Origin of the sequence: Acinetobacter venetianus RAG-1 = CIP 110063 (assembly GCF_000368585.1) — a bacterium.
GTDB classification, from domain to species: Bacteria; Pseudomonadota; Gammaproteobacteria; order Pseudomonadales; family Moraxellaceae; genus Acinetobacter; species Acinetobacter venetianus.
This window is the reverse complement of record NZ_KB849557.1, coordinates 506,156-531,435: the sequence shown is the minus strand read 5'-3', so window position 1 is coordinate 531,435 and position 25,280 is coordinate 506,156. Positions and strand designations below refer to the sequence as shown.

At 38.5% G+C, this 25,280-nt stretch carries 27 protein-coding genes; 13 read left to right on the top strand and 14 right to left on the bottom strand.

Going from position 1 to position 25,280, the window contains the following annotated elements:
* Nucleotides 1–33: 33 nt before the first annotated feature.
* The 4 genes from rplS (at nt 34) to F959_RS03995 (ending at nt 2,812) form a co-directional block, all read left to right on the top strand.
* Nucleotides 34–405 carry a 50S ribosomal protein L19 gene (rplS, locus tag F959_RS04010; protein WP_004660214.1) on the top strand — a complete coding sequence of 124 codons (372 nt, stop codon included), beginning with the start codon at nt 34–36 and terminating at the stop codon, nt 403–405.
* 136 nt (nt 406–541) lie between these two features.
* Complete coding sequence (gene truB, locus F959_RS04005) at nt 542–1,435, top strand: tRNA pseudouridine(55) synthase TruB (RefSeq protein ID WP_004877774.1); 894 nt, start codon at nt 542–544, stop codon at nt 1,433–1,435.
* A gap of 10 nt (nt 1,436–1,445) precedes the next feature.
* On the top strand, nt 1,446–2,216 hold the full coding sequence (locus tag F959_RS04000) for a sulfite exporter TauE/SafE family protein (protein ID WP_004877773.1): 771 nt from the start codon (nt 1,446–1,448) through the stop codon (nt 2,214–2,216).
* A gap of 149 nt (nt 2,217–2,365) precedes the next feature.
* Nucleotides 2,366–2,812 (top strand): hemerythrin domain-containing protein, encoded by a 447-nt coding sequence (locus tag F959_RS03995; RefSeq protein WP_004877772.1) that lies wholly within the window; start codon nt 2,366–2,368, stop codon nt 2,810–2,812.
* A 26-nt stretch (nt 2,813–2,838) separates the two neighbouring features.
* Here the strand turns inward: F959_RS03995 and F959_RS03990 are convergent, their stop codons facing one another.
* The 3 genes from F959_RS03990 to serA all read right to left on the bottom strand — a co-directional run bounded on the left by F959_RS03990 (nt 2,839) and on the right by serA (nt 6,013).
* Nucleotides 2,839–3,705, bottom strand: a complete 867-nt coding sequence (locus tag F959_RS03990; protein WP_004877770.1) for an EamA family transporter — start codon at nt 3,703–3,705, stop codon at nt 2,839–2,841.
* 90 nt (nt 3,706–3,795) lie between these two features.
* Nucleotides 3,796–4,665 carry an EamA family transporter gene (locus F959_RS03985; RefSeq protein WP_017196766.1) on the bottom strand — a complete coding sequence of 290 codons (870 nt, stop codon included), beginning with the start codon at nt 4,663–4,665 and terminating at the stop codon, nt 3,796–3,798.
* A gap of 115 nt (nt 4,666–4,780) precedes the next feature.
* On the bottom strand, nt 4,781–6,013 hold the full coding sequence (gene serA / locus F959_RS03980) for a phosphoglycerate dehydrogenase (protein WP_004877767.1): 1,233 nt from the start codon (nt 6,011–6,013) through the stop codon (nt 4,781–4,783).
* 358 nt (nt 6,014–6,371) lie between these two features.
* Here serA and F959_RS03975 point away from each other — a divergent pair, with 358 nt between their 5' ends.
* The 3 genes from F959_RS03975 to F959_RS03965 all read left to right on the top strand — a co-directional run bounded on the left by F959_RS03975 (nt 6,372) and on the right by F959_RS03965 (nt 9,542).
* Nucleotides 6,372–7,781: an FAD-binding oxidoreductase gene (locus tag F959_RS03975; RefSeq protein ID WP_004877763.1), complete on the top strand. Its 1,410-nt coding sequence runs from the start codon at nt 6,372–6,374 to the stop codon at nt 7,779–7,781.
* Between the two features lie 110 nt (nt 7,782–7,891).
* On the top strand, nt 7,892–8,761 hold the full coding sequence (locus F959_RS03970) for a hypothetical protein (protein WP_227499176.1): 870 nt from the start codon (nt 7,892–7,894) through the stop codon (nt 8,759–8,761).
* A gap of 16 nt (nt 8,762–8,777) precedes the next feature.
* Complete coding sequence (locus tag F959_RS03965; protein ID WP_004877759.1) at nt 8,778–9,542, top strand: nucleotidyltransferase domain-containing protein; 765 nt, start codon at nt 8,778–8,780, stop codon at nt 9,540–9,542.
* Between the two features lie 297 nt (nt 9,543–9,839).
* On the opposite strand, the gene F959_RS03960 is transcribed toward F959_RS03965, so the two are convergent.
* From F959_RS03960 to F959_RS03950, 3 genes are all read right to left on the bottom strand, one after another.
* The gene (locus F959_RS03960; RefSeq protein ID WP_004877757.1) at nt 9,840–10,154 is read right to left on the bottom strand and encodes a putative quinol monooxygenase; all 315 of its coding nucleotides are present in this window, start codon (nt 10,152–10,154) and stop codon (nt 9,840–9,842) included.
* A gap of 13 nt (nt 10,155–10,167) precedes the next feature.
* Nucleotides 10,168–10,758, bottom strand: coding sequence for an NAD(P)H-dependent oxidoreductase (locus F959_RS03955; protein WP_004877750.1), 591 nt, complete (start codon nt 10,756–10,758; stop codon nt 10,168–10,170).
* A gap of 122 nt (nt 10,759–10,880) precedes the next feature.
* Nucleotides 10,881–11,753 carry a DUF4349 domain-containing protein gene (locus F959_RS03950; RefSeq protein WP_004877747.1) on the bottom strand — a complete coding sequence of 291 codons (873 nt, stop codon included), beginning with the start codon at nt 11,751–11,753 and terminating at the stop codon, nt 10,881–10,883.
* A 178-nt stretch (nt 11,754–11,931) separates the two neighbouring features.
* Between F959_RS03950 and F959_RS03945 the strand changes: the two genes are divergently transcribed.
* Together F959_RS03945 and craA are read left to right on the top strand one after the other, a co-directional pair.
* A complete protein-coding gene (locus F959_RS03945) occupies nt 11,932–12,303 on the top strand; it encodes a hypothetical protein (protein WP_004877746.1) in 372 nt (123 codons plus the stop codon).
* 358 nt (nt 12,304–12,661) lie between these two features.
* Nucleotides 12,662–13,891 carry a chloramphenicol efflux MFS transporter CraA gene (gene craA / locus F959_RS03940; RefSeq protein ID WP_373278693.1) on the top strand — a complete coding sequence of 410 codons (1,230 nt, stop codon included), beginning with the start codon at nt 12,662–12,664 and terminating at the stop codon, nt 13,889–13,891.
* 22 nt (nt 13,892–13,913) lie between these two features.
* Here craA and yccS read toward each other — a convergent pair whose 3' ends face one another.
* The 4 genes from yccS to F959_RS03920 all read right to left on the bottom strand — a co-directional run bounded on the left by yccS (nt 13,914) and on the right by F959_RS03920 (nt 18,856).
* A complete protein-coding gene (gene yccS / locus F959_RS03935) occupies nt 13,914–16,064 on the bottom strand; it encodes a YccS family putative transporter (protein ID WP_004877742.1) in 2,151 nt (716 codons plus the stop codon).
* A 241-nt stretch (nt 16,065–16,305) separates the two neighbouring features.
* On the bottom strand, nt 16,306–16,890 hold the full coding sequence (gene sodC, locus F959_RS03930; RefSeq protein ID WP_004877741.1) for a superoxide dismutase family protein: 585 nt from the start codon (nt 16,888–16,890) through the stop codon (nt 16,306–16,308).
* A 106-nt stretch (nt 16,891–16,996) separates the two neighbouring features.
* Nucleotides 16,997–18,094: an AI-2E family transporter gene (locus F959_RS03925; protein WP_004877739.1), complete on the bottom strand. Its 1,098-nt coding sequence runs from the start codon at nt 18,092–18,094 to the stop codon at nt 16,997–16,999.
* A gap of 117 nt (nt 18,095–18,211) precedes the next feature.
* Nucleotides 18,212–18,856, bottom strand: coding sequence for a ParA family protein (locus F959_RS03920; RefSeq protein ID WP_004877738.1), 645 nt, complete (start codon nt 18,854–18,856; stop codon nt 18,212–18,214).
* Nucleotides 18,857–18,986: 130 nt separating this feature from the next.
* Here F959_RS03920 and F959_RS03915 point away from each other — a divergent pair, with 130 nt between their 5' ends.
* Nucleotides 18,987–19,454 carry a Holliday junction resolvase-like protein gene (locus F959_RS03915; RefSeq protein ID WP_004877736.1) on the top strand — a complete coding sequence of 156 codons (468 nt, stop codon included), beginning with the start codon at nt 18,987–18,989 and terminating at the stop codon, nt 19,452–19,454.
* Here the strand turns inward: F959_RS03915 and F959_RS03910 are convergent.
* Nucleotides 19,451–20,092 (bottom strand): class I SAM-dependent methyltransferase, encoded by a 642-nt coding sequence (locus F959_RS03910; protein ID WP_004877735.1) that lies wholly within the window; start codon nt 20,090–20,092, stop codon nt 19,451–19,453. The genes F959_RS03915 and F959_RS03910 overlap by 4 nt on opposite strands.
* A gap of 193 nt (nt 20,093–20,285) precedes the next feature.
* On the opposite strand from F959_RS03910, the gene F959_RS03905 reads away from it, so the two are divergent.
* Nucleotides 20,286–20,831 (top strand): hypothetical protein, encoded by a 546-nt coding sequence (locus F959_RS03905; RefSeq protein ID WP_227499178.1) that lies wholly within the window; start codon nt 20,286–20,288, stop codon nt 20,829–20,831.
* A gap of 48 nt (nt 20,832–20,879) precedes the next feature.
* On the opposite strand, the gene F959_RS03900 is transcribed toward F959_RS03905, so the two are convergent.
* On the bottom strand, nt 20,880–21,452 hold the full coding sequence (locus tag F959_RS03900; protein WP_004877731.1) for a hypothetical protein: 573 nt from the start codon (nt 21,450–21,452) through the stop codon (nt 20,880–20,882).
* A 29-nt stretch (nt 21,453–21,481) separates the two neighbouring features.
* Nucleotides 21,482–22,255 carry a class I SAM-dependent methyltransferase gene (locus F959_RS03895; RefSeq protein ID WP_004877730.1) on the bottom strand — a complete coding sequence of 258 codons (774 nt, stop codon included), beginning with the start codon at nt 22,253–22,255 and terminating at the stop codon, nt 21,482–21,484.
* A 120-nt stretch (nt 22,256–22,375) separates the two neighbouring features.
* On the opposite strand from F959_RS03895, the gene F959_RS03890 reads away from it, so the two are divergent.
* Nucleotides 22,376–23,647 (top strand): hypothetical protein, encoded by a 1,272-nt coding sequence (locus F959_RS03890; RefSeq protein ID WP_004877729.1) that lies wholly within the window; start codon nt 22,376–22,378, stop codon nt 23,645–23,647.
* Between the two features lie 54 nt (nt 23,648–23,701).
* Here F959_RS03890 and F959_RS03885 read toward each other — a convergent pair whose 3' ends face one another.
* Nucleotides 23,702–24,289 carry a hypothetical protein gene (locus tag F959_RS03885; RefSeq protein WP_004877727.1) on the bottom strand — a complete coding sequence of 196 codons (588 nt, stop codon included), beginning with the start codon at nt 24,287–24,289 and terminating at the stop codon, nt 23,702–23,704.
* A gap of 611 nt (nt 24,290–24,900) precedes the next feature.
* Between F959_RS03885 and F959_RS03880 the strand changes: the two genes are divergently transcribed.
* Nucleotides 24,901–25,209 carry a hypothetical protein gene (locus F959_RS03880; protein ID WP_004877724.1) on the top strand — a complete coding sequence of 103 codons (309 nt, stop codon included), beginning with the start codon at nt 24,901–24,903 and terminating at the stop codon, nt 25,207–25,209.
* Nucleotides 25,210–25,280 lie beyond the last annotated feature (71 nt).

Here is a 25,280-nt window from a genome sequence, read left to right as displayed (position 1 = left end):
CTCTTCTCTCCCGCACATATTGGAGATTCCACAATGAGTGGTAAACATCCTTTAGTTCAAGCTGTTGAAAATGCACAGTTAAAAACTGATATCCCTGCTTTTGCTCCTGGTGACACAGTAATTGTCCAAGTTAAAGTAAAAGAGGGTGACCGTGAGCGTCTTCAAGCATTTGAAGGTGTTGTAATCGCGAAGAAAAACCGTGGTTTAAACTCTGCTTTCACAGTTCGTAAAATCTCTAGCGGTGTTGGTGTTGAGCGTGTTTTCCAAACTCACTCTCCAATCGTTGCTAAAATCGAAGTGAAACGTCGTGGTGACGTTCGTCGTGCTAAACTTTACTACCTACGCGAGTTGTCTGGTAAAGCTGCACGTATTCGTGAAAAGTTACCAGCTCGTAAACAAGGTTAATTTTAACTTTGTTGTAAAGCAAAAAAATGCGCCAATTGGCGCATTTTTTTATGCTAGTGAGATTTTTAAAAGCTATCTTTTTATAATCTCAGTCCTGATTTTGATAAAATGCATGTTTATGCTTTGACTTTTTATTATGAAAAAAAGTTCGTATCGCCATTTGAGTGGTGTTTTCTTATTAAATAAACCTTTGGGTTTAAGTTCTAATTCTGCATTACAAAAAGTGCGTCGTCTGTTTAATGCACAGAAAGCAGGGCATACCGGTGCGCTTGATCCATTGGCAACAGGACTATTGCCAATTTGTTTAGGCGAGGCGACAAAATTTTCTCATTATCTATTGGATTCAACCAAGCGTTATCAAACTACGGTCAAGCTTGGACAAACCACTTCAACAGGCGATGTTGAGGGGGATGTATTACAAGAGCGTGATGTGCCTGCCTTAAATCAAGAGAAGATAGAAGCGGTACTTGAGCAATTCCGTGGCGATATTCAGCAAGTTCCACCGATGTATTCAGCTTTAAAGCGTGATGGGCGTCCTTTATACGAGCTGGCGCGTAAAGGGATTGAAATTGAGCGTGAGGCTCGTCCAGTCACGATCTATGAATTGAAGCTAATTGAGTTTAGTGAGGATAGTCTAACCTTAGATGTCACTTGCTCAAAAGGAACTTATATTCGGGTTTTGGGCGAGGATATTGGCGAAGCTTTAGGGTGTGGTGGACATTTAACAAAGCTACATCGTACTCAAACTGGTCATTTTGAGATTGATCCGAGCTATACGATTGAATACTTAGAAAGCCTGTCTCAAGAACAACGCGATGCATTATTGTTACCTGTATTTTCTCCTGTTGCACATTTTCCTAGAGTTCAACTTCCTGAAGGTCGTGAGAAATATTTCGGTAATGGTCAAGAAAGTAACATAGATCATGAAGCAGTCGCTGAAGTTTTGGTTTTTGATGGTGAACGTTGCCTCGGTTTAGCTGAGATTACAGATAAAAAGCGCTTAGTACCAAAACGTTTATTGAATTTATAAGGTTGTTTTTATGGAGTGGGAGCTGATACTGAGTCTCGTGTTCTTTGCCTTTTGTGCAGGAACAATTGATGCTGCTGTCGGTGGTGGTGGACTTATTCAGATCCCTGCGCTGATGAGTGCGTTACCTCAAACTGCACCCGCTACCATTTTTGGAACCAATAAGATTGCATCGATTTGTGGCACAGGCTCAGCTGCATTTTCCTTCGTCCGACGAGTCAAATTAAAGTGGTCACTGCTCGCAGTGATTGCAGTTTTTGCTTTTATTAGCTCGTTTGTAGGTGCAGCTTGTGTATCGATGGTACCCACTCAAGTGCTCCGCCCAATAGTCTTAATCATGTTGATCGTGATTGCGATTTATACCTTGATGAAGAAGCAATTTGGGCAAGTCCATGTTGATCAACAGGTCACGCCTCAGTTACTAATCTTTGCTGCTCTTGGGAGTCTTGCAATTGGATTCTATGATGGCATCTTTGGACCTGGCACGGGCAGCTTCTTTATTTTCTTTTTTATTCGTTTTCTTCAAGTTGATTTTTTGCATGCGTCGGCATTATCGAAGATTGGTAATTTCATGACTAATCTTGCTGCGCTTAGTTTCTTTATCCCGACCGGACATGTATTGATAGCGTTGGGATTGATGATGGCAGTTGCAAATATTGCAGGTTCATTATTGGGCGTGCGTTTGGCTTTAAAATACGGTAGCGGATTCATCCGTATTTTATTCCTGATTTTAGTCAGTATCTTGATTTGCCGATTGGGCTATCAAATTATTGTTACTATCTGATTCAAAAGATAAAGGTTTACAACAAAAATACACCTAAACGATGCTGTCTAAAAAACAAACACTTTCTAAGATAAGTCTTTAGCCACACACCACCGTATCAGCTTTATGGCATCTTGTACTGTGGTTGTTAGCCGATCTTAGAGGTAAAAATGAATATCTTTGAAGCACTTAGGGAAAGCCATGAACAGCAACGCAGTTTAGCAGATCAATTAATTAAAACCAGTGGATCAAGTGATGAGCGCAAAGAGCTTTTTGCTTTGCTCAAAAAAGAATTATATGCACATTCAGTTGCTGAAGACCGTTATTTATATATTCCGTTAATGTTTGATGATGTGGGATTAGATATTACCCGACATGCATTAGCTGAACACCATGAAATGGATGAACTAGTGGAACAGTTAGAAGACACTGAGATGAGTAATCCAAGTTGGTTAGCGGTAGCAAAACAATTAAGTGAAAAAGTCCATCATCATTTAAAAGAAGAGGAGCACAAATTTTTTCAACAAGCAGGAAAAATTTTGGCAGATAGTGAAAAAGACAAATTAGGCAAAAAGTATCTTGCTGAATATCAGAAATACAAAAGTACTGATGCCTAATTCTTCAATATGGTGATCAATCCGGTTTATTGTGTTTGTGACTTTTCACCGCGTAAGGTTACACCAATGGACGCAAGCATAATGCAAAGTAATGCGACCCATTGCAGTAAGCTAATTTGTTCATGCAAGATGACTAATCCAGCTAAGGCTGCTAAAGCAGGTGCAAGACTGGTTAAGGTTCCGTAGCTCAATTTACTTAACCGCTTGAGTGCCATTAAATCTAGCGCATAAGGGATTGCTGTGGCCAAGATCGCAATGACTAAAGCTTTGCCCCAGTATTGAGTATCTAGTAAAGCAGGCGCATTACTCCATAGACCAATCGGTAGCATCACAATGGTTGACATACCAATTGCAAGAGTTAATGCATGTAAACCAATATTTTGTTGGGCAACACGATGTCCAAAGAAGATATAGAGTGCCCAGAAGAAACCAGCACCTAGTGCGCAGGCTGCGCCGATATATGAAAAGTTTTGTTGCTGTGCATCATGCCAGGGTACCATGAGTGCAATGCCTAAAATCGCAAATGCTACCCAAATAAAATCGCTGCGCTGTTTGATTGAAAGTAAGGCCAAACCAAGCGGGCCAATGAACTCTAAACCTACAGCAATACCTTGAGGCAGCTTACCAAGCGATGTATAGAATAAAATATTCATACAACCTAAAGATGCACTATAGAGCAGTAAATCACGCCATTTTAAGTATTTCAGCTTAGAGATGATGGTCCATGAGCGGAACATGATCGCAACGATAATGGTTGCGAAACTCAGCCTTAAAATCGTCACGGTGAGTGGATCAAGCGTGGTAATCAACTGTTTGGCAAATGATGCGCTAATTTGATAAGCCACCATGGATAAAACCATGTACAACACTGCAATCAACTGGAGATTTTTCATGGGAGACCGATCAGACGAATAAGTTAAGCTAAGGTGTAGGCGAGATGATCATACTGTGAGATCTGTATTATTTTAAGATGTTGAGGCATTTTATTTAGCCTCTTTTTGTTGGCGTGCATGTTGTGTCGTAAAGGTACATCCAATCGAGGCAATGATGATAGTGCCCAACGCCAGCCATTGATTCCACAAAAGCATTTCACCTAAAAATACAAAGCCAGAAAGTGCGGCTACCGCTGGTTCTAAACTCATTAATGTACCAAAGCTAAGCGGTGTTAAGTTGCGTAGTGCAATCATTTCTAAGGTGAAGGGTAATGCACTGGCTAAGATTGCAAGTCCTATAAAATAATAGAGGCTTGGTAATTCAAAGACGCGATCTATTGCACCTGAATATACCGCAAAAGGGAGTAGGCACAGCATGCCAATTGTCATACCAAGACATACAGTGTGATTGCCTGAAATACCAGATGGTTTTTGTCCAGCGATAATATAAAGTGCCCAACAAGCACCGGCACTGACAGCAAAAAATACACCGACGAGATCTATACCCTGTTGTGCTTGTTGCATCGGGAAAAGCAAAATTAGGCCTAAAATCGCAAAGCCAACCCAAATGAAATCAAAACGTTGCTTGGCATGATAAAGCGCAACACTTAATGGCCCAATAAACTCAAAAGCAACAGCAATTCCGAGTGGCAAACGTTCTAAAGATAAATAAAACAGACCGTTCATCCCTGCAAGTGCAACACCATAACTGAGGATTGCTTTCCAGCGAACTTGTTTAAAGTTAATTTTCCAGATTCGAAAAATGATGGCCAAAATCATTGCACCAAAAAATAAGCGCATCGCTGAAACAGTAAGAACGGGAAAGCTTTGGAATAAAATCTTTGCAAGTGAACCACTGCCTTGTACACATAACATGGCGATCATAAGTAGTAACACAGCATGTAGAGGTGTCTTGAGCATGGGAGAAAGTCTTATTTTTTGAACAATTGGTATATTATTCGCATAATAATTCAAACGCCCATAAAAAAGCCACAGCATAAACTGTGGCTTTTTCTATATTGTTCTAAATTTGCTATTAGAACAATACACGCACGCGAATCGTGCCTTCAACTTGGCTTAGGGTATCAAGCGCTTCTTGAGATGCAGATGCATCTACATCCATAACGAGATAGCCAATATCACCTTTAGTCATTAAAGACTGACCAGAGATGTTGATGCCTTGTTCAGCGAACAATGTGTTGATCTTCGATAACACACCTGGAACGTTTTTGTGGATGTGAAGTAAGCGATGCTGACCATCAGAAAGTGGTAATGCAATTTCAGGGAAGTTAACCGCAGAAAGCGTCATACCTTTATCTGAGTAAGCAACAAACTTCTCAGCAACTTCTAAACCGATGTTTGCTTGCGCTTCCATCGTAGAACCACCAACGTGTGGTGTTAAGATCACGTTGTCTAAGCCACGAAGTGGTGATTGGAATTCTTCACCATTCGCTTTAGGTTCTTTCGGGAATACGTCAACCGCAGCACCAGCAATGTGACCTGCTTTGATTGCATCCGCTAAATCTTCGATCACAACACATGTACCACGTGCTGCATTTAAGAAGATAGAGCCTTTTTTCATTTTCGCGAATTGTTCTTTCTTGAAGAAGTTACGCGTAGAAGGAACATCAGGAACGTGTAATGTTACAACATCAGCAGTTTCTAAAAGTTCATCTAAAGAGCCAACTTGACGTGCATTACCTAATGGTAATTTAGTCACGGCATCAAAATAGATCACTTTCATACCTAAGCTTTCTGCTAAAACAGAAAGTTGCGAACCGATCGAACCGTAACCAACGATACCTAAAGTTTTACCGCGAGTTTCAAATGAACCCACAGCAGATTTATCCCAACCGCCAGCATGAGTTACTTTCGATTTTTCAGGTACGCGACGAAGCAACAGGATTGTTTCAGCAAGAACCAATTCTGCTACCGAACGCGTATTTGAATACGGTGCGTTGAAAACTGGGATACCGCGAGACATCGCTGCTTTTAAATCGACTTGGTTTGTACCAATACAGAAACAACCAACGGCAATCAATTTATTCGCTGCTTCAAAAACTTCTTCAGTCAATTGAGTACGCGAACGAATACCAACAAAGTGAGCATCTTTGATCGCTTCTTTCAAAGCTTCGCCTTCAAGTGCTGTTTTGTGGTAATCGATGTTGGTATAACCCGCTGCATTTAATGTATCGATGGCATTTTGATGTACGCCTTCTAACAATAGGAAACGGATTTTGTCTTTCGGTAGTGATAGATGTTGGCTCATTACGGCTCCGCTACAAAGGCCAAAATTTAGTTGCAGTACTATAGCATAGAGCTTGGTGTTATAGATATTTCGTTTAAAATTACCTCACTAGAATTGTTGATAATTTTTCAGCAATACATGAATTTTATTGGTTATACACATTTTGTTATTACAGTATCCTTATCCTGCGCTTTATCCCTTGCGCGCTTCTATGTAAAATATAAGTATCTAATGTTCAAATCTAAATATATCTAGCTTTGAGCTGTTCTGTAGAGCTTCTATATTTTGGGTGATGTTATTTTTCTTTATTTAAGATATTGAAAAATATTAATTTGCAATCCAAAAGCCCGATATTTACTTCTTACTAGGCCTGTAAACGATGAATGCTTCAGTCGCTTTAACACCTGAGTTATTGACCCAATTAACGGCAATTGTGGGTGAAAACCGTATTAAAACCGATGCCGATAGTTTGGAAAATTGGGGACGAGATCATACCAAACATTTTGATCCGAACCCATCAGTCATCGTTTTCCCTTCAAGCACTGAACAAGTTCAATCCATTGTTAAACTTGCCAATCAATTTAATGTTGCGATTACACCATCTGGTGGTCGTACAGGTCTTTCAGCGGGTGCTGTGGCAAATAATGGTGAGATCGTCATTAGCTTTGACAAAATGAACCAAATCCTTGAGTTCTTCCCAGCGGATCGTATGGTACGCGTTCAAGCGGGTGTCGTGACTGAGCAATTACAGGATTATGCTGAACAACAAGGCATGTATTATCCAGTTGATTTTGCATCGGCAGGTTCTAGTCAAATCGGTGGAAATATTGGTACTAATGCAGGCGGTATCAAAGTAATTAAATACGGCATGACACGTAACTGGGTGTTAGGTCTAACGGTTGTCACAGGTAAAGGCGATATTCTTCGTTTAAATAAAGGCATGATTAAAAATGCCACAGGTTATGCCTTACAGCATTTATTCATCGGTGGCGAAGGAACGTTGGGTCTAATCACTGAAGCTGAAATTAAGCTTGAGCGTCAACCACAAAACTTGCAAGTGATGGTTTTAGGCACGCCAGATTTTGATGCAGTGATGCCTGTATTACATGCTTTCCAAAAAGAAATCGACTTAACTGCATTTGAATTCTTCGGTGAAGTGGCGATGCAAAAAGTTTTGGATCGTGGTCATGTACAACGTCCATTTGAAACAGCTTGCCCATTTTATGTATTACTTGAATTTGAAGCGCCGTATGAGCCAATCATGGACAAAGCGATGCAGATTTTTGAGCATTGCATGGAACAGGGCTGGGTTGTTGATGGCGTAATGAGCCAAAGCTTGGATCAAGCACAAAGCTTATGGCGTCTACGTGAAGATATTTCAGAGTCAATTGCACCGTTTATTCCTTATAAAAATGATATTTCAGTGTTGATTACGCATGTACCTGCGTTTATTGCGGAAATTGATGCCATCGTTTCTCAAAACTATCCAGACTTTGAAATCTGCTGGTTCGGTCATATTGGTGACGGTAACTTACACTTAAATATTTTAAAACCTGAAAACTTAACTAAAGACGAATTCTTTGCGAAGTGTCAGGTGGTGAATAAATATGTGTTTGAGACCGTGAAAAAATATGATGGATCGATCTCTGCCGAGCATGGTGTGGGGATGACCAAGAAGCCATATTTGGAATATTCTCGTTCGCCTGAAGAAATTGAATATATGAAAGCATTGAAATTGGCATTTGATCCGAATGGGATTATGAACCCGGGTAAATTATTTGATCTTTAATGCTTGATTAAATAAAAGAAGTTCTGTTAAAAGCGTATCGAAAGATGCGCTTTTTTATTATGATAATCAAAATTTTTAAATTAACTATTTGAGCTATTCGGGGGAATATTGTGTTTAAAAAAGTTCTTTTATGTTTTTTAATATCATCAGGGATTCAAATGGTTTGGGCCCATGATAATCTGAGTGAAGCCAGTAGACCATCTGAATTAGATTTGGCTTTAGTTAAAAAGGGAATTCTAGATAAGAATTATAAAATTATAAACCCTTCTAAAATATATGAAGAATTAAACAATCTAACACCTAAAAGAGACATAGTTCCTAATTCTGATGCTTTTAAAGTCCTTGCTTATTTTAGAGGGTTATTTCAGGAGATAAATTTTAATATAACGTTATTGAAAGCTCAATCAAACAAGGATTTGGAAAGCCCTACAAATAAATATGTTGATATGTTTACTGATTTATTATTTCCACTTTATTGTTATCAACTAAGTCAAAATATATTTACAAGAGTCAATCCAAGTACCATGAATGTTTCTTTAATGGCAAAGGATGGTTCATTTATTGGGCAGGTTAAGAAAAATAATTCGGATTGTAATTGGGAACAATATAACTATATTGATTTAAGTTCTCAAAGACTTAACCAACATGTCAAAACTTCTCCAAGATATATAATAGCTCCACAGATACCTAGTTTTAATTCATATGAATTAGATTGGGGAAATAGAGAATTAGAAATTGAGCTATTGGTTAATGAAAATGGTGATGTTATAAAAGTTGGATTTCCAAGTATTTATTTTAGTGATGAGTCTGATAAAGTATATCAAAAGCTAAAACCTGCATTTCTGAAAGCAAAATTTTATCCTTATATTGAAGATGGTAGGGCAAGGTCTTTCCTGATTTTGCAACCTGTTGAATTAAGAAGTTCAGAAAGCGAGCCTTTATTTCATAAGATTACAAAGAGTATTTTTGGTAAAAAATAATAAGAGTAGTAACTACATGAACATCCATCAAGAAATCGAAAAACTATTCGAACAACGCTCAGACATCCCATTATTTTATATTGAAAGTGGGAGTCGTTTGTGGGGGATGGCAAGCCCTGACAGTGACTATGATGTGCGTGGCTTCCATTTGCCGAGTAAAGATCAATATTTTGATTATAAGAAATATCGTGATTTGATTGAGATCATGGATGGGGATTTTGACTTCGTTTCATATGATCTCGATAAAATGTTTGGACTTTTGGCAAAAAGTAATCCTACTGTTTTGGAGTGGGTCAGAGCGCATATTGTTTATTTTAATGCCTTTCCAGAGTGGCAAACCTTTCGCGATGGATTGCTAGAACGAATCGATTACAGTGCTTTGTATCATCACTATTTATCACTGGCAAAAGGTGGTATGAAAGTGATGCAAACTGCAGATAATTTCACCTATAAGAAAGTGTTTTATTCGATCCGTGGATTGATGTCGGCAGAGTTAGCCACGCAAGAAGTTATGCCTGAATTATTGATTACCGATTTATTCGCCCAAGTCTCTGAGCATGATCGATTACGGCATTGGGCAGAAGATTATTTGGAAATTAAAAAACAGCAAAAAGAAAAAGCTCAACTTCCTGAAATGGAACAAACCGCAATTCTGAATTTACTGGAAACCAAAATAGAGCAATTGGCTGCTAAAGAAATGCAAAAAGCTGATCGTCGAGAGGGCTTAGAACGTTATTTAACGGAATATAGTCGCCATTTGAAGCAGCATTATTATCAGTAAAAATGTCTTTTGCTATTTAACAGGGGGAGATAAAAGGCATTTCCTCTGAATTTATACATTAATCTGCTTGTGCTAAATGTCATCCACAACCTGCGTGCTATTGGTAATATATTGTTTTTGCAAAATAAGTAAATATATCCCAGTAGTGAACAGGTTTTGTGGGTGACGAAGTTTTTGGTTACTTTTTTAAAAAAGTAACGTAAGTCTATAGGTTATATAGGATGCATCACAGTAAGACACTGAAAAGGAAACTATGATTTCCTTTCTCCTGTAAGACCATCAAGTGATTAGAGGTTTTTAAAAACAAGCTTCTAAAATACGCACTTTGACATTAGCCACATGCGCTTTGGTCGCTTCAAAATATTGCTTCATGTGTGCAGTTTGCATATGCGCTTCTAAATGTTCAGTGCTTTGCCATTTCTCTAGCATTACGATGCTATTCTGATTGAGTGCTTGCATTTCTATTGCTGGTAAATGGTCAATCAAAGATTCATAGCCATGACAACCATTTTCTGTCAGTACAGTTGGAATGATTTTTTGGAAAGCATCTAATACAGCTTGGCGATGCTCAGCGCCTTCGTGAGTATAAATTTCAGCAATAATTGTCAACATGATATTTTCTCACTTAATGGTTTGATGTGAAAATCTGATCTAAATGGTTTTTATATGCCTCAAGGTAACTCGGTACGTTCGGCATTTTGATCACATCATTCACGATAAATGTAGGTAATGATTCCATCCCTAAAAATTGATTGGCTTTATGGAACGGTAAATAAACACCATCTACACCAACCCCATGAAAAAACTGCTCAGGATCAGTGAACGCTTCCATAGGTGCATTCCATGTCAGCGATAACATGTATTTTTTACCTTGTATCAAGCCGCCAGAACCATATTTTTTCGATGCATCAGAACGACTACGACCATCACTGGCATAAAGTGAACCATGACCAATGGTGAATACATCATCAATATATTTTTTCATGGTCCACGGTGCACCCATCCACCAACCTGGCATTTGGTAAATCACGACATCCGCCCATAAATATTTTTCAATTTCGGCTTGAATATCATAGTCACTGTTGGTACGAGTGACTTGTACCTGATGCCCTAATACTTTTAAATGAGATGCTGAAAACTCAGTAAGCGTGTCATTTAGCTCACCCTTAGAGTGAGCGAACTGTTTTGCACCATTAATAATTAAAATATTGCTCATGCGATGACTCAAAATAAATTTCTAAAACTGGAGCGCATTTTAGAAAATCTATTCATGAGTAAAAATGCATAAATAAGCAAAATACTATTGATTAAAAATCAATAATTATGCATTGAATACATTTATCCTTGAGATTGTTTTCTTGCTTTGTACCAACGACGAATCCACCAAAACAGTGCGATTACGATATATAGCGGCCAGAACATCACTGACCAAATAATGGTTTCTTTAAAGCCATACAGCCCCATTTTAATTGCTTCCCAAACGCGGCTAAGGAGTGGATCACTATCCAAGGTCGCAATACGATTAATATTGAGATCATGGCTTTTTCGGACTTGTGCTTGTTGGAAATACTCAAGACGAATGGTGCTGTAAGCTAAACGGTCTTTGACTTCAAGATCAGTGAGTTGTTGTAGCTGATTGTTGACTGCATTTGATTCAGTGTTGCTTTGATTAGCTGTATTAAGTTTTTCTTCGAGTAACTTTAATTCGTAGCGCTTTGCTTCATAGGTTTGGGTATTAAAGTTCAGCATCAATGGCAATAAGTTATTGAGAAAGCTGGTGACTTGTTCATTCGGAATGCGCACAGTCAGTTGTGCGATAGGTGTGATTTTTTCATAAATATCTACACTGCCGTCGATACGATCTCGTTCAGAACGATCGCTGATCTGATAATCGATTTGTTTGCTTTCGATATAACCATTGTATTGCAATAACTGTTGTTCGAGAATTGAGGTTGTTTTTAAAACATCTTTGACTTCAAATTGTAGTTGTGAGGTTTTAACCAATTGGCGGCTTTTTTCTAAAGGATTCTGTTGTGGGCTAAGTAATTGTTTGGGATTTTCTGCAATATTTTCTTGTATTGCTTTGCTAAGCTCTGCGCTTTCTGTTTCAAGGGCGGCATCATTGGCAAAGCTTTCTTCCTTTTTTGAACAGCCAACCAAGATTGTGGTGACGAGTAAAATGACGGTTAAATTTTTAGATAAATCAGGCATAAGTTATGTCCTAAAACGCGATATTGATTATAAAAATATAGGTCTTTTAATCGTTTGTGATCACTATAGATAAAGTGCTAATTATCACAAATCTGTTGCAAGTCATATACATATTGTTGCTTTGCAGTTCAGCTTTGCATAGTAGCATAAACATATTGGGTCTGTGGGAGCGGTGAAAATGAATAAAATTTGGATGGCTTTGGGGTGTAGTTTATTTCTAGCGGCTTGCAGTCCACCAATTGCTCAGTCGCAGCAGCAAGCAGCCGTACAAAAAAGTACAGCAATGCATGCCGTTTTATCAGATCAGCCCAATTTGTTTCATGACGAGACCAATTTAAAAATAAATCAACAATTCAATAGCGCCGAAAATCCAACGGATGCTGAAATTACAGTGGAACAAGCGCAGCTAGATGATTCTGTTATGGCAATCCGAACTGAATATGAGCTGAAAAGGGATCAAGATGTTTGGAAAATCGTCAATAAAAAACAAAGCTATCAATGTGCACGAGGGGAGAATACCGAAAAATTCCAGTTTGAACTTTGTCCTTAATGGGGCGTCTTAATTTGAACATGCCTAAAAGATCAACAAAACTGTGGATAACTTCTTTGTTATTCACACATCAATACAATTCATTCGGCTTGATTAAATTGCAGTCATTTTAAAAAAGTGCTAGATTTGCGTTTGGCGATTTTGCCAAAAGGTAAAACATTTACCAGTCTCACGTAAATAGATTGTTTTTCTTATATACACCTTGTGAATACGGTGTTTTCACATTTACAACATGCTTTCTCTCAGCATGAAAATCAAAATTTAATTTAAATCTAAACCATGATTGTGGTGATGATCCTGTTTTCGTTTGTTGAAAATGGGACGAACGCCAGTTGGTTATTTTTGTGAATACAACATGATGACGAATAATCAGAATATGACGTTAAACCGTATAACGCTCATGTTTCCTTTAGCCTTGGTGCTATTTGAGTTTTCAGTTTATATCGGTAATGACTTGATCCAGCCAGCGATGCTGGCGATTACAGAACAATTCGGTGTGAGTGCAACGTGGGCACCCTCGTCGATGTCATTTTATTTGTTAGGTGGCGCGAGTGTCGCATGGTTGTTAGGGCCATTATCAGATCGTCTCGGCCGAAAGAAAGTGTTATTGGCGGGTGTGGCATTTTTCACGATCTGTTGCTTGCTCATTTTACTGACCCACAATATTGAGCAGTTTCTTGCCTTGCGTTTCTTACAAGGGATTGGATTAACTGTCATTTCAGCAGTCGGTTATGCTGCGATTCAGGAAACCTTTGCTGAGCGTGATGCAATTAAAGTGATGGCTTTAATGGCGAATATTTCTTTATTAGCACCCTTGCTTGGTCCTGTTTTAGGTGCATTCTTAATTGATTATGTGTCTTGGCATTGGGGCTTTGTAGCGATTGCCTTGGTGTCTTTCTTGAGTTGGTTTGGCTTAAATAAATTTATGCCAGCACATCAGGAAAGTCGTGCCAAACAACCGTTCAGCTATATGTTTGATGACTTTAAAAAAGTCTTTACTGACCGTCAATTTTTAGGGTTTACCTTAGCACTGCCTTTGGTGAGTATGCCGTTGATGCTATGGATTGCATTATCGCCGATTATCTTAGTTGATGAATTAAAACTGAGTAGTGTGCAGTATGGTCTAGCGCAATTCCCTGTGTTCTTTGGTTTAATTGCAGGAAATATCGTTTTAATCAAAATTATTGATCGTTTTGAATTAGGCAAGACCATTTTGATGGGCTTACCGATCATGTTCCTCGGCACGTTATTCTTGATCGCTGGTGTGATCTGGAACGCTTATCTTGTTCCTTGTTTATTGATTGGAATGACGTTGATCAGCTTCGGTGAAGGGATTAGTTTCTCAGTGATGTATCGTTTTGCCTTGATGTCTTCTGAAGTTTCAAAGGGAACGGTTGCCGCATCAGTGTCAATGTTGTTGATGATGAGTTTCTTTGTGATCATTGAACTGGTTCGTGTGTTATATACCCATTTCCATATCTGGGCATTCGCTTTAGTCAGCTTTGCATTGATCGCGATTTGGTTTAGCACCCCGCGTCAAGTCTTGTTGCAGCATATGCAAGTTCGTCAGCAACAAGGATTGAATTAATTCTAAGTTATTGATCGCCGCATTATTTAATTTCCAACTCGAGTAGTTTGTTTTTTAAAACTACGAGTTCTGGTAGGGTCTCAAGCAATAGGGTCATTTGTTTTAGTAATAGTTGATGCTTGCTAGAGACCTGTTTTTGTTGATGTAAATGTTCAATATCTTGTAATAAATGATCCAGATAATGTTCTGGAATAGGTACTTGTTGCAGCAATGTTTGATTCAATAAGTTCTCTATACGATTTAATAGTTCGAGTGCTTTAGGATCTTCAATTTTTTCTCTTTGATGTCCTAATGCAGACACATAACTGAGCTGACTGTGACTATAAACTAAGTAACGAAAGGCGTGTTGAATGAGTTCTTGGTTTGGTTGAGGTTCAGTACTCAAACTGGAAATCATATTCGATAATTCAATTTGAGCATTATGTGCGGCACGCCGTGTGGTGCGATAAGCTAAGTTCTGCTCCCGTCCGTCATGATATTGCTGGATCACTAAGTGCAAATATTGCAGTGTGGCTTGGCTACTCTTTTTAATATTGTTGGAAATATTACGGAAATTCCAGTCAGGCCAAATGAAGTTAACGGCTAACCATGCGATGGCACAGCCGATAAGTGTGTCCATAATACGCGGTACGATAATACTAAAACCCGCGCCTTTTAAATTAAAAATCAATAACACCATCAAAGTGGCCATGACCGTTGCCAGTGCATATTTCTTTTGTCTTAAATAGAAAAAATAGACCCCACAAATCACGGTAATAATGAGTTGTCCTTCAACACTCGGCACAAAATATAGAATCGGTACACCCAGCAGAACACCAAGCAATGTTCCAATCGTTCTGAGTTTTAAACGACTTTTGGTTGCAAAATAAGTAATTTGGCACACGAATAAACTGGTAAGTAAAATCCAATAACCATTTTGCGCAAATGGTAACAAGGAAATTGCGTAGCCAATTGCAAACACAACTGCAAGACGCACGGCATGACGAAATAGCGCTGATTGTGGACTAAGCTGTTGTTTGATTTTTAAAATAAAGTCTTGTGCACCTTGAATGTCATCATCCAGTAAATTGAGATGATCTTGGTGTTGTTCTGCTGCATGATGTTCGAGGTTTTGACTAAATTGTAATTGTGCAAATTGTTCATGCACACTTTTTAAATTATTTAAAATTAGTTCCAGATTTTTCACCTCGATATTATCAGGGTGCTGTTGTACCCAATCTTGCATGGAATCTTCGAGATTTTTTAAAGCCGCCGTTGCTTCCAAACTCGGTTGATACACTTGATGATGTAAAATAGCTTGGCTTAAATTACGACAAGCCACCGCTTGCAGATGCATATTTTTTTGAATACGGAAAATCAAATCACTGCGGCTAAAATTCTGATGAATTTTTTCATAATGCAGATAATTTGAAGTGACTTGCTCATGCATATCTTGGGCAAAATAATATAAGTTGAGCCAATAAATACTGGTGTTATTGACGCGAGATGCTTTTAAACGAGTGAGAAGTGAGTTTTTGGCTTGATTTAAGCTATTCACGACTTGGGTATTTTTCTGTGATAACTCAAATAGTAAGCTTTCAACATTATCAATATTATCTGGATCAAATAAGCGTGCCTTAGTATGTAAAAGCACGGAAATATCTTTGAAAATTGCAGAGATCTTTTCTTGTAATGGGAGGGTGGGGCGAATAATAAAAAATACAATCGAAGTCAGACCATACCAAAGTGCGCCAAGCACAAAATAACTCGGTTGCTGATACCAATGTGGGTATTCACCCAGCCCAAACATGGTGTAAATCGACAGTAAAATTGTGCCAAAAGAAATGGTAGCGTAACGTTGACCTAAAGCACCCATTAGAATGAGTGCTGCGCTTGATACACTTAAATAAACAATGAACCAAAATTTGTAAGGTGCGAGAAACTCTAAAATTGTGCTGACACTAAAAAATAAAATGCAGACATAGAGCAGATTCCGCAAACGAATACTCAAGCGATCATCAAAATCAGTCAGTGCCGCAGCAATCGCACCTAAAGTCACTGGAACAATGAACTGTCCAAGTCCTAGGTGATGGAGAACCAATGTAGTGCCGCACAGTACGATCAAAATTTGTAGGCAATACAACAAAATAGAATTAGAGCGAAAACGATTAAATATCAGGGCGAAGTTTTTCACGATTATTGTTCTTTAATTTATTTAGGTTGATCATACGAATAAACTTCCAAAAAGGAAGCAGCATAGGACAAGCAATTTGCACTCAGTTTTAGCATGATTAATTAATTGAACTTTCAAATAATAATCTTATGCAAAATTCATGCGCAGTTTTAATTTCTTCAAAAATCGTGAGCTTTCGGGATAAATGTGATTACAAAACAGCTAAGCTGTGGATAACTGAGAAGATACCCACAGCAAACATTTACTTAATCACACCACATGCGATGCGAGCACCACCACCGCCAAGAGGAAGCGGGTCATCTGAATAATTATCTCCACCCGCATGGATCATAATCGCACGTCCTTGGACATCTGCCATTTTTAAACGTGGTGCAATCACAGGTGTTGTAGCAAATCCCTTTTCATTCACAACTAATACGGGTAAATCACCTAAATGACCATTTTGTGGTGTACCGTGATGTGCGATATTTTCAGGATTTAAATGACCGCCTGCAGCCAGTGCAGCTCCCATTTTTCCATCTTTTATTGCAGCATCACAGGATGCATTTTCATGGATATGAAAGCCATGCTCACCTGGAGAAAGTTTCCATAACGCAGGTGTGATGAGCAGGCCTTTAGGGGTTTCTTGAAAAGAGACTGTCCCGATTGATGCACCTACACCATCTGCGCTGACGAGGTGTACAGGGATCAAATGCTTCTGATCGGCGGCTGTGCTTTGTTTCTGAATTTTAGTCGTGGCATTGCCATCGAGTATCGCGGATGAGCAAGCTGTTAAGCTTAAGATCACCGCGGTCAAAAAAGAAAGTTTAGGTAATGTTGAAAACATCGCGAGTTGTCCTTGTCTATTGTCTTTATCATCTTGATTCAAACAAAGTATTGAACAACTCGCAAGTGAGATTCGTTATCAAATGATTAATGGTCTAAATAAAACCCTATTTTGACTCGGGGGGGGCTTCAATGGCAGCAATAGGTTCTTGTACATTCTCATGTAACCATTCACGCCAGATTGCCAGTAAGATTGCCAAAATAACAGGACCGATAAATAAACCAACCAAGCCAAAACTAGCAATACCGCCTAATACACCAAACATGATCAGTAGGAATGGAATTTTAGTTGCCCCTGAGATCACCAATGGACGGATGACATTATCGGCACTGCTCACGATTAAGATACCCCAAGTCACAACACCAATTGCCTCAACGGTTTGACCTTGTGAGAATAACCAAAGTCCAACGCCGAGATAAGAGATCGGTGTACCAAAAGGAATCAACGCTAAGATAAAGGTGACGAAAGTTAGTAGCATTGGGTTGGGTACGCCAGCTACAAAATAACTTAGACCTGCAAGAAGTGCTTGTGCAACAGCGGTTAAGCCAACGCCATAGACCACAGCACGAGTGGTTTCAGAAATGGTATCTAAATAATGATGTACACGCGGGCCAATCACCATTTCTAAAGCACGGCTGACCTGAGATAGAATCATTTGCCCATCACGATAGAAGAAAAACAGCGTCATGATGGCAAAGGTGAGTTTAACTAAGTTACGGCTGATTTCGCTGAGAACAAATCGGCCATAACTGAGATGGCTTTGAATCCATTCAGCAACATTTTTGGTAATGCTATTTGGATCGCTGCTTAACTCACTAATGGTACGGCTAATGTCCTTGCCGATAATCGGAAGATTTTTAATAAAATCGGGAACTTGAACATGCCCTGAGAAAAGCTGTTTTTGCAAATTAAAATATAAATTACGACCTTCTAATTGCAGCATGAAAATTGCAAAAATAAAAGGAATTCCAATCACGAGTATGACCAAGGTGATCATAATCGTAGCATTGAGAGTAGGTCGGTTTTCACCAAAAAAACGACGTTGTACCCATAGATATACAGGCCAAGTCATATAGGCAATGATTGCTGCCCAAAGCACAGGGACAATAAAGTATTTAAGAATACTAAATCCCAAAAACATTAAGACAAAGAACAGTCCAAACAGCAAAACGCGTTGTAATGTGGAAGCGTATTGTTGCACCATGATTTTCTCAGTGCTAGAAATTGAATCAATCCATATTAACTGAAAAAGCCATATAGGGAAATTTTCATTTCTTTATTTTAAGATTTAATATCAAAAGATTACCTTTCGTTGCAAAGCTTAAAACCACTCGCTTGGATCATCAACCAATTGGTTTAAAACGGGTTGCCATTGGCTCTGAATCGTCACAAAGTTTTTCTGTGTTTTATCAAAGATACTCAAGCCTTGCATCGCTAAAGTTCCGTATGCACTACGCTCTGAAATCCATGCAACAGGTTCTTGCTCGATTTTGGTAAAAAAGTCCTGAATGTCTTTAGAGCTTGCACTATTCGGTTTCACACGATTTGCAATCAATAAGATTTGAACTTTACCTTTACGAATACGTTTGATGTCTTGTAAGTGTTTTAAGAAACGACGGGTACTATCAATATCAAAGAAAGACGGTTGTAGTGGTGTCACGATGGCATGCGATTCACTGATCAGTTGTTCAGCGTGTTCACCAGACAATGCACCCGGCGCATCAATAATTAAGTAATCTAAGTGTTTTGGTGCTTCGCCGATAGATTTTTCATGACGCCAATCAAGGCTTTGAATTTGAGCGACCGTATTAGGTCTTTGTTTCAACCATTGTAATGATGATTTTTGATTGTCGGCATCGGCCAACGCAACTTTATAACCCTTTTGTGATAATGCTGTAGCGAGGGTAATCGCTGTCATGGTTTTGCCACAACCACCTTTTTGATTCGCAATTAATATTGTCTTCATGAACTTAGATTTTTTAACATATGTTTCGTATTTCGCTATACCTTAGCATCTTTTTTACACGAGTGTGTTACACATGACAAAAGTTTAATGTTGCAGTTAAATAGCGGGGTTGCAGTAAAGGAAGTTTTTTATGTCGGTTTGGCTGGCTATGCTGATTGGGGCGTGTATTGGGGTGGTAATCACGACCATTATTTTATCCAATACTCGAAATGGACGTATCCAAGCAGAATACGAAAAATATATTGCAGAGCTAGAGTTAGAACATAAGCAAGCATTGTTAGATGCGCAAAAACGCAGTGTGAATACTAGCCGAGCAGTACTCAAAGGGAAAATGGCTGAGCAATTTGCACCGATCTTGCCTGAGTTTCAGTATTTGCCCAGTGATGCCAAATTCTTAGGTGATCCAGTTGATTATGTGATCTTTGATGGATATACCGATTTCCGTGATGGAGATGGCGAAGCGGAAGATATTGAAGTTATTTTGTTAGATATTAAAAGTGGTGGGGCGCGCTTGAGCAAAGGACAGCAAGCTATTGCTCAAGCGGTGCGTGAAGGACGAATTCGATTCGAAACCTTGCGTATTGATTTTCAAGATTAAGAAAGCTGATCCAAATCAATTTTTTGTACGCGCGCCAATAACATTTTTTGTGCAATCACAGGAATGCCTTCAGCATCAAAGTATTGCTTTTCGATAAATTTAAATTTGGCTTGAGCCAAACTTCGCTCAATATCTCGATTCAGATGGCAACCGTCACCAATCCGTTTTTGAATCGGGGTAAGTAGTGTTTGTAAGGACTGAATCTTGACTGAGTCGGGATGTTTGACGTGTTCAACCAGATGAAATGTTCCTGTAGGTTTAAGCACACGGTAGATTTCAGCTAAGGCTTGATCAAGTTGAGGAATACTACACAAGGTCCATGTTGATACGATGTGATCTAAAGATGCATCGGCAAATGGAAGCTTCTCAGCACTAGATTGCACATGTTTTATATTGAACGGGGCATGTTGCACACGTTCAACTGCAAGGTGATAAATATCAGGGTTTGGCTCAAGTGCATAGAGCGCATCGACGTTGCCATAAAAAGGAATATTCAGACCTGTTCCAAATCCTATTTCTAGTACTTCACCTTCAATCGGGAGTAATAATTCACGACGCTTGTCCATCAAACTCGCAGTTTGCATGACTTGGTTCAGAAGATGAGGAAAGACTCGACGCTGATAAAATTGATAAATCATGGAAATCCATTTTTTAGATTTTTAAAAATAAGTTAGCAAAATAGAAGCACAAAAATATGACTAAAGTGATTTTGATTGTTACTAAAAAAAGCACTTTTTTTCACCATCTAAGCATACTATGAAATTAATGATTAATTTATTTGCACTCAGCAACATTTTTGAGGAAGTATAAGCCATGAAAAAACGTCTATGGATGAGTTTATGCATGGTTGCTGTAATTGGACAGGCGCATGCATCTAAAAGCGATATTGAATATAACATTGCAAATGGATTGCTACCTGTTGCCAAAGATCAGTCTATCTCTGTATTACAACCGTTTTATGGCAATTTTCGGATTTTAGGTTCAAAAGTGTATCAGGATGACGAACAAGCGAAATTTTCTCCGATAGATTATGCGGTGAGTTGGGGATTATTTGCCAACCCTGAGATTGCTCGTACCATTTCAGTGAATCAATATGATCGTTATCTAAATTGGAAAATGGATAAGGTACCAGTTCCAACAGATATCGCCATGCAAATGGTCTCGAATATGCACATCATTCCTGCCAATCCTGAGATCGCACAGCAGATTAAGCAAGTTAAACGTGGTGATTTGGTGCAATTAAAAGGTGAATTGGTTGAGGTTCGAGATAAACATTTAGTTTGGAAATCCTCTTTATCGCCGACCGATACAGGTGATGGTGCTTGTGAGTTATTCCGTGTGAATTCGATTCAATGGATTGAAAAGCAGAAAATTTAAAATATATAAATTAAAAAAGAGGGCAGATGCCCTCTTTTTTATTGGGTTTTACTCAGCTTGCATTTTGGCTTCAGGAGCAAGTGAACTTCTCCAATGATGTAATTGGCTTTGAGCATGCAGGTATTCATTTAAATGATCGACTTGCTTGGCTGTATCTACATTTTGTGTGGATGAGGATTGTGTTGCTTGCTGTAAAACTTTGGCTTGGTTTTCCCAATAATCATAGAGCAGACCTTGGATATAACGACCTTGTTCTGTCTTTAGTTCTAAATCTTTGAGCATCACCAGTGCTGAGTTGATATTGTCTTTCTGGCGTTGCAGTTCGAACTCAGGTGTTAAGGTATTGGCCTCTTTCATTTTAGCCAATTCGATTTCCATACTATCGCTCATGTCTGTAAAGCGACGATCGTAATCATCAAGGATCGCAATATCATGTGCATCATCAGCTGTAGCAGGGAATTGTTTGATCGGGGTTTGATTTAATTGCCCAATTGCATCATTCACTGAGTTTGTTTGATTATCTTTATTTACAGTAGGTTCAGGGTCTTTATTACACGCACTGAGTAGTAGTACTGAGCCGAGCATAAAAGTCAGTGCAAATGTCGTTTTTAAATGAGGCATAGAACAACTCGATTGGTAATTTAATTTATTTAAGCTTTCTGAAATTGATAAGCATAAGTGGTATATGGGAAATCAATCTGATCTTGCGCAGTTAAGCCTGTAAAATCAAATACAATTTGTTCAAACTTCGCTTTTAGACGTTGCTGTTCTATTTCAGGCATTGCTGCAATGAAGCTAGTTGAAAGTAGTCGGTTGCTGACCACTTGTTCTACTGTACCATGATGCAAAAGTTGGAAAGTATTTAACTTAATCAGTTTGAACAGCGTTTGCTGCTCGAATACTTTTTTCCATTGCTCACTGTGATACCGAGGGGTATCGCCTTCCAAGGGGGCAATTTCATCAGCTAAGGCCTTTACCCAATTAACATTGGTATCGCGTTGATTCCAAACTAGACCCAGTTGCCCCGCAGGCTTTAAGACGCGATGTATCTCGGTTAAGGTTTCTATATTCGCAAACCAATGAAATGACTGAGCACAAATCACAGCATCGATTGAAGTGGATGAAAATGGAAGTTGGTGGCTAAACGCTTGTACAGATTCCACCAGCGGATGTGCTTGTTGAAGTTGTTGCAACATTGCAGCAATAGGTTCAACTGCGATGACATTTGCTTGCGTTTGATTGAGGTAAGGTAAGAATTTGCCAGTCCCAGAACCGAGATCAACAACAGTGGAAGTTTCATCTATTTTGAGTCGATCTTGCAGCCAAAAGGTGATTTCTTGTGGGTAACTGGGGCGAACTTGTTGGTACAGTTCAGCACCTAAACTAAAGCCTTTTTGAGCAGCTGGATGCAGGGATTGTGTCATTTTTTGCGCTTTTTAATCTGTCTTATCTCTATAAAATAAGATACTCCGCAATTAGGGTTTGGCAAAGTCATCATTTGATGCCTTTTTGCTACAGACCTAAAATCAATTTTTAGTGTGAGCATGGATAAGCAAATATTATTTGAAGATGAACACATTCGCGTTATTTTTTTAAAAGGTTCAAGTGACACTTTGGTGATTTCGTTCGGCGATTTGATTAGTCGAGCGAAAGGCATGTCAATTAATGCTGAAAAATCATTAATAAAATATCAGTACAATGTTATCGGTATCATGCCGAAACTCAAATCATGGTTTCCTAAAAGTAGCATGTTGCAAATGCAGCAATATGTGCAGCCGATCTTGCAACAATTTAAAGGAATTGTGGGTTATGGCGGCTCAATGGGCGGCTATGCGGCGATTAAGTATTCAAAACTTTTGAATATGCAGAAAATCGTGGCTTTTGTTCCACAATATTCGATTGATCCAGATGTTGTGCAAGATCGCCGTTATGCAGAATTTTTTGATCCATCTATCCATCAGGACATGCAAATTCAGGCTAATGAAGTGGATTCGGATCGTGAATATTTGATTGTTTACGATCCTTATTTTACTGAAGATAAAGAGCATTTCTTAAAAATAAAACCTTTGCTGCCGAAGATGCATGTGATTCATTTGCCTTTTACGGGGCATGAAGCATTAGCCGTATTGGCAAGTTCACAGTTGCTCAATGATTTTGTTGAGAAGCCTTTTGACATCACTTATTTCTATAAGCGTGTTAGAGAAGTGAAAAAACAAAGCAAATTCTATTATCGTCATGTACTTGATGCTTTATTGCCGCGACATCCGCAGGCATTATTGAAGATATTGGAAAATCAAGATTTAGCGCTAGATGAACGTTATTTTGATGCTGTTCTAAAACAAAAACTGGTGCAACAACTGTTTAACTTAAAGCAGGGCACAGTTCAGAATTTGCATAAACTGGGCATTCAACTTCATCAGACGCAACAAGCAACGGTACCATCTCCCAATGTCAAAACGACTGAGCAGACATTCCTTGTGTTTAACTTGGTGAGTTTAAAGCTTGAATGCTATGCGGCGGACATCATTGGAGCGAATTCACAGTATTTAGTTCCTTTAACTGTTCAAGCCAATAGTTTGGTGAAACTTGAGTTGAATGGAGAAAACTATTTATTGACCATGAATGATCGCGGGATTCATAAATTGATCCCTGAGCATGAGGCACTTCCTTTGGATCAGTCACCTTTGGTATTTAAGCAATATGAAGGTTTTTGTAGCATGAGCTATAAGCAACTGACCTTAAGCTGTGATGAACAGGGTTTTAGTCACTTTGTAGAGAGTGGCGCAGAAGAGCAAAGTAAATTACAGCTTTGCTAAAATAAAAAATCCCCTTGATCAAACAAGGGGATTTTTTTACAACATAATAAGGGGTTATTTCACACCAACTTTAGCATTGGTATTCACATTTGCATTTACGCCTAAGACTTTTACACCAACATTTGTACCTGTTTGCAGATTTTTCTTGTCTGCTTGTAGGCCTGTTTTAGCATTGATTGCGGCAGTTTTATTGTTGAGTTGCGCTTTGGCATTGCTTTGGGCTTCTAAGTTCACTGCCTTCGCGTTAGTTTGTTTATCTTCAATACGGTTTTTGACATTTGCTGTTTTTTCAGCAGCAAACTTTTTGCCATCAACGGCTTTTTCAACAGTATAGTCTTTGGTATTTTTGACCGCAGTGCCTGTAGTATGGACCACTTTAGATCCTACATGTGTTGCTGCGCCAATCGTTGTCTGAGAGGCTTGCACTCCAGTATTTACAGCAGCATGACCAACATGTTGAGCTGCATGACCTACGCCTTGGGCAGTATTTTTCACTGCACCAGTTACGCCTTGGATTAAGCCTCCAGATTGGACATTAACTTGAGCTGAGCCATTGGCATTCATTCCAACGTTTTGTGCAAAAATAGAAGCAGAAGCGAGAATACTTGTTGTCACGATAGCTGTTTTGATCATTTTCTTCATGCGATTTCCTTTAGAGATGTACCATGTTGTGGCACTTCATGAACGCAACTGCATCATAACGAGCAAAATTTGGAAAAGTACGGATTTCAGCAAAACTTTACAACCAGATTACAGCTTAAAAACACTCTAGGGAGAAATTGTGGAGATTGTTTGCATCATTAAGTATGTGAAAAATATATTTTTATTTTTAATAAATTGGATTGTTTTTGAGTCTAATCCACAGCATTTTTTTCTTTCCATATAAAATTAGGTGATTGATTATAAAAGTACAACTATTGAATAAATAAGTAGATTTTAGTTGCCACAAAAACGAAAAATAAACTGGCATTTTTATTGCTTGGTATAAATATATTGAATATTTATTGCACTTTTTATATGCGTTATACTTTTTTGCAAAGAAATTTTTACTTTTGGCTGCCTCTCCCTGAGAAAAGTCTATTGCAGTATAAAAATTCAAATGAATATTTGATTCAAATAACTAAATGAGGAGTGAGGATTTAACTTTAAATGTGAAATTTAATGTGAATTTTAAAATTAAATATAGATTGGTTTTTAAGAAAAATAATTAAAAACCGAAGCAAAGTCAGTAAATAAAGCGCAGGAGAAATTAAATGAAAATGATTGCGGCATTTCTACTTTTACTGATTGGGTTGGGTGTAATGGTCTTATATTTCAAACCAAAAGACCCATTAACGTCAGCAAATGATGTGGCTGTATATCAGATGAAGGGTGAAAACTCTGCACCTGTTGCAACCCGTTTAACTAAACAGGAGGAAACCAATAAAAACACGGTATCTAGTTTGTCTCGTAAACATGCAGCCGCTCAAGAGGAGGTGATATTTTACGACACAAAAAGTGATCCCTCGATTCAACCAATCGATCCAGAAAAAGATCCAGCAAATGAAATTAAAAAACTTTAAATAATCTAGTGTTCTTTACCCAAGACAGCTAGCGATTCAAAAGTTCTTTATAAAAGAACGATGGAGACCAA

Excerpts from the sequence above, each read along its gene's own strand:
- F959_RS03900 (WP_004877731.1), bottom strand. The coding sequence starts at position 21,452 with ATGCCTCATTTAAAAACGACATTTGCACTGACTTTTATGCTCGGCTCA.
- F959_RS03995 (WP_004877772.1), top strand. The coding sequence starts at position 2,366 with ATGAATATCTTTGAAGCACTTAGGGAAAGCCATGAACAGCAACGCAGT.
- F959_RS03925 (WP_004877739.1), bottom strand. The coding sequence starts at position 18,094 with ATGGTGCAACAATACGCTTCCACATTACAACGCGTTTTGCTGTTTGGA.
- F959_RS04000 (WP_004877773.1), top strand. The coding sequence starts at position 1,446 with ATGGAGTGGGAGCTGATACTGAGTCTCGTGTTCTTTGCCTTTTGTGCA.
- F959_RS03895 (WP_004877730.1), bottom strand. The coding sequence starts at position 22,255 with ATGACACAATCCCTGCATCCAGCTGCTCAAAAAGGCTTTAGTTTAGGT.
- F959_RS03945 (WP_004877746.1), top strand. The coding sequence starts at position 11,932 with ATGAATAAAATTTGGATGGCTTTGGGGTGTAGTTTATTTCTAGCGGCT.
- F959_RS03960 (WP_004877757.1), bottom strand. The coding sequence starts at position 10,154 with ATGTTGACAATTATTGCTGAAATTTATACTCACGAAGGCGCTGAGCAT.
- F959_RS03985 (WP_017196766.1), bottom strand. The coding sequence starts at position 4,665 with ATGCTCAAGACACCTCTACATGCTGTGTTACTACTTATGATCGCCATG.
- F959_RS03910 (WP_004877735.1), bottom strand. The coding sequence starts at position 20,092 with ATGATTTATCAATTTTATCAGCGTCGAGTCTTTCCTCATCTTCTGAAC.
- truB (WP_004877774.1), top strand. The coding sequence starts at position 542 with ATGAAAAAAAGTTCGTATCGCCATTTGAGTGGTGTTTTCTTATTAAAT.
- sodC (WP_004877741.1), bottom strand. The coding sequence starts at position 16,890 with ATGTTTTCAACATTACCTAAACTTTCTTTTTTGACCGCGGTGATCTTA.
- F959_RS03880 (WP_004877724.1), top strand. The coding sequence starts at position 24,901 with ATGAAAATGATTGCGGCATTTCTACTTTTACTGATTGGGTTGGGTGTA.
- serA (WP_004877767.1), bottom strand. The coding sequence starts at position 6,013 with ATGAGCCAACATCTATCACTACCGAAAGACAAAATCCGTTTCCTATTG.
- F959_RS03990 (WP_004877770.1), bottom strand. The coding sequence starts at position 3,705 with ATGAAAAATCTCCAGTTGATTGCAGTGTTGTACATGGTTTTATCCATG.
- rplS (WP_004660214.1), top strand. The coding sequence starts at position 34 with ATGAGTGGTAAACATCCTTTAGTTCAAGCTGTTGAAAATGCACAGTTA.
- F959_RS03915 (WP_004877736.1), top strand. The coding sequence starts at position 18,987 with ATGTCGGTTTGGCTGGCTATGCTGATTGGGGCGTGTATTGGGGTGGTA.
- F959_RS03950 (WP_004877747.1), bottom strand. The coding sequence starts at position 11,753 with ATGCCTGATTTATCTAAAAATTTAACCGTCATTTTACTCGTCACCACA.
- F959_RS03965 (WP_004877759.1), top strand. The coding sequence starts at position 8,778 with ATGAACATCCATCAAGAAATCGAAAAACTATTCGAACAACGCTCAGAC.
- F959_RS03905 (WP_227499178.1), top strand. The coding sequence starts at position 20,286 with ATGAGTTTATGCATGGTTGCTGTAATTGGACAGGCGCATGCATCTAAA.
- F959_RS03955 (WP_004877750.1), bottom strand. The coding sequence starts at position 10,758 with ATGAGCAATATTTTAATTATTAATGGTGCAAAACAGTTCGCTCACTCT.
- F959_RS03920 (WP_004877738.1), bottom strand. The coding sequence starts at position 18,856 with ATGAAGACAATATTAATTGCGAATCAAAAAGGTGGTTGTGGCAAAACC.
- F959_RS03885 (WP_004877727.1), bottom strand. The coding sequence starts at position 24,289 with ATGAAGAAAATGATCAAAACAGCTATCGTGACAACAAGTATTCTCGCT.
- F959_RS03975 (WP_004877763.1), top strand. The coding sequence starts at position 6,372 with ATGAATGCTTCAGTCGCTTTAACACCTGAGTTATTGACCCAATTAACG.
- craA (WP_373278693.1), top strand. The coding sequence starts at position 12,662 with ATGACGAATAATCAGAATATGACGTTAAACCGTATAACGCTCATGTTT.
- F959_RS03890 (WP_004877729.1), top strand. The coding sequence starts at position 22,376 with ATGGATAAGCAAATATTATTTGAAGATGAACACATTCGCGTTATTTTT.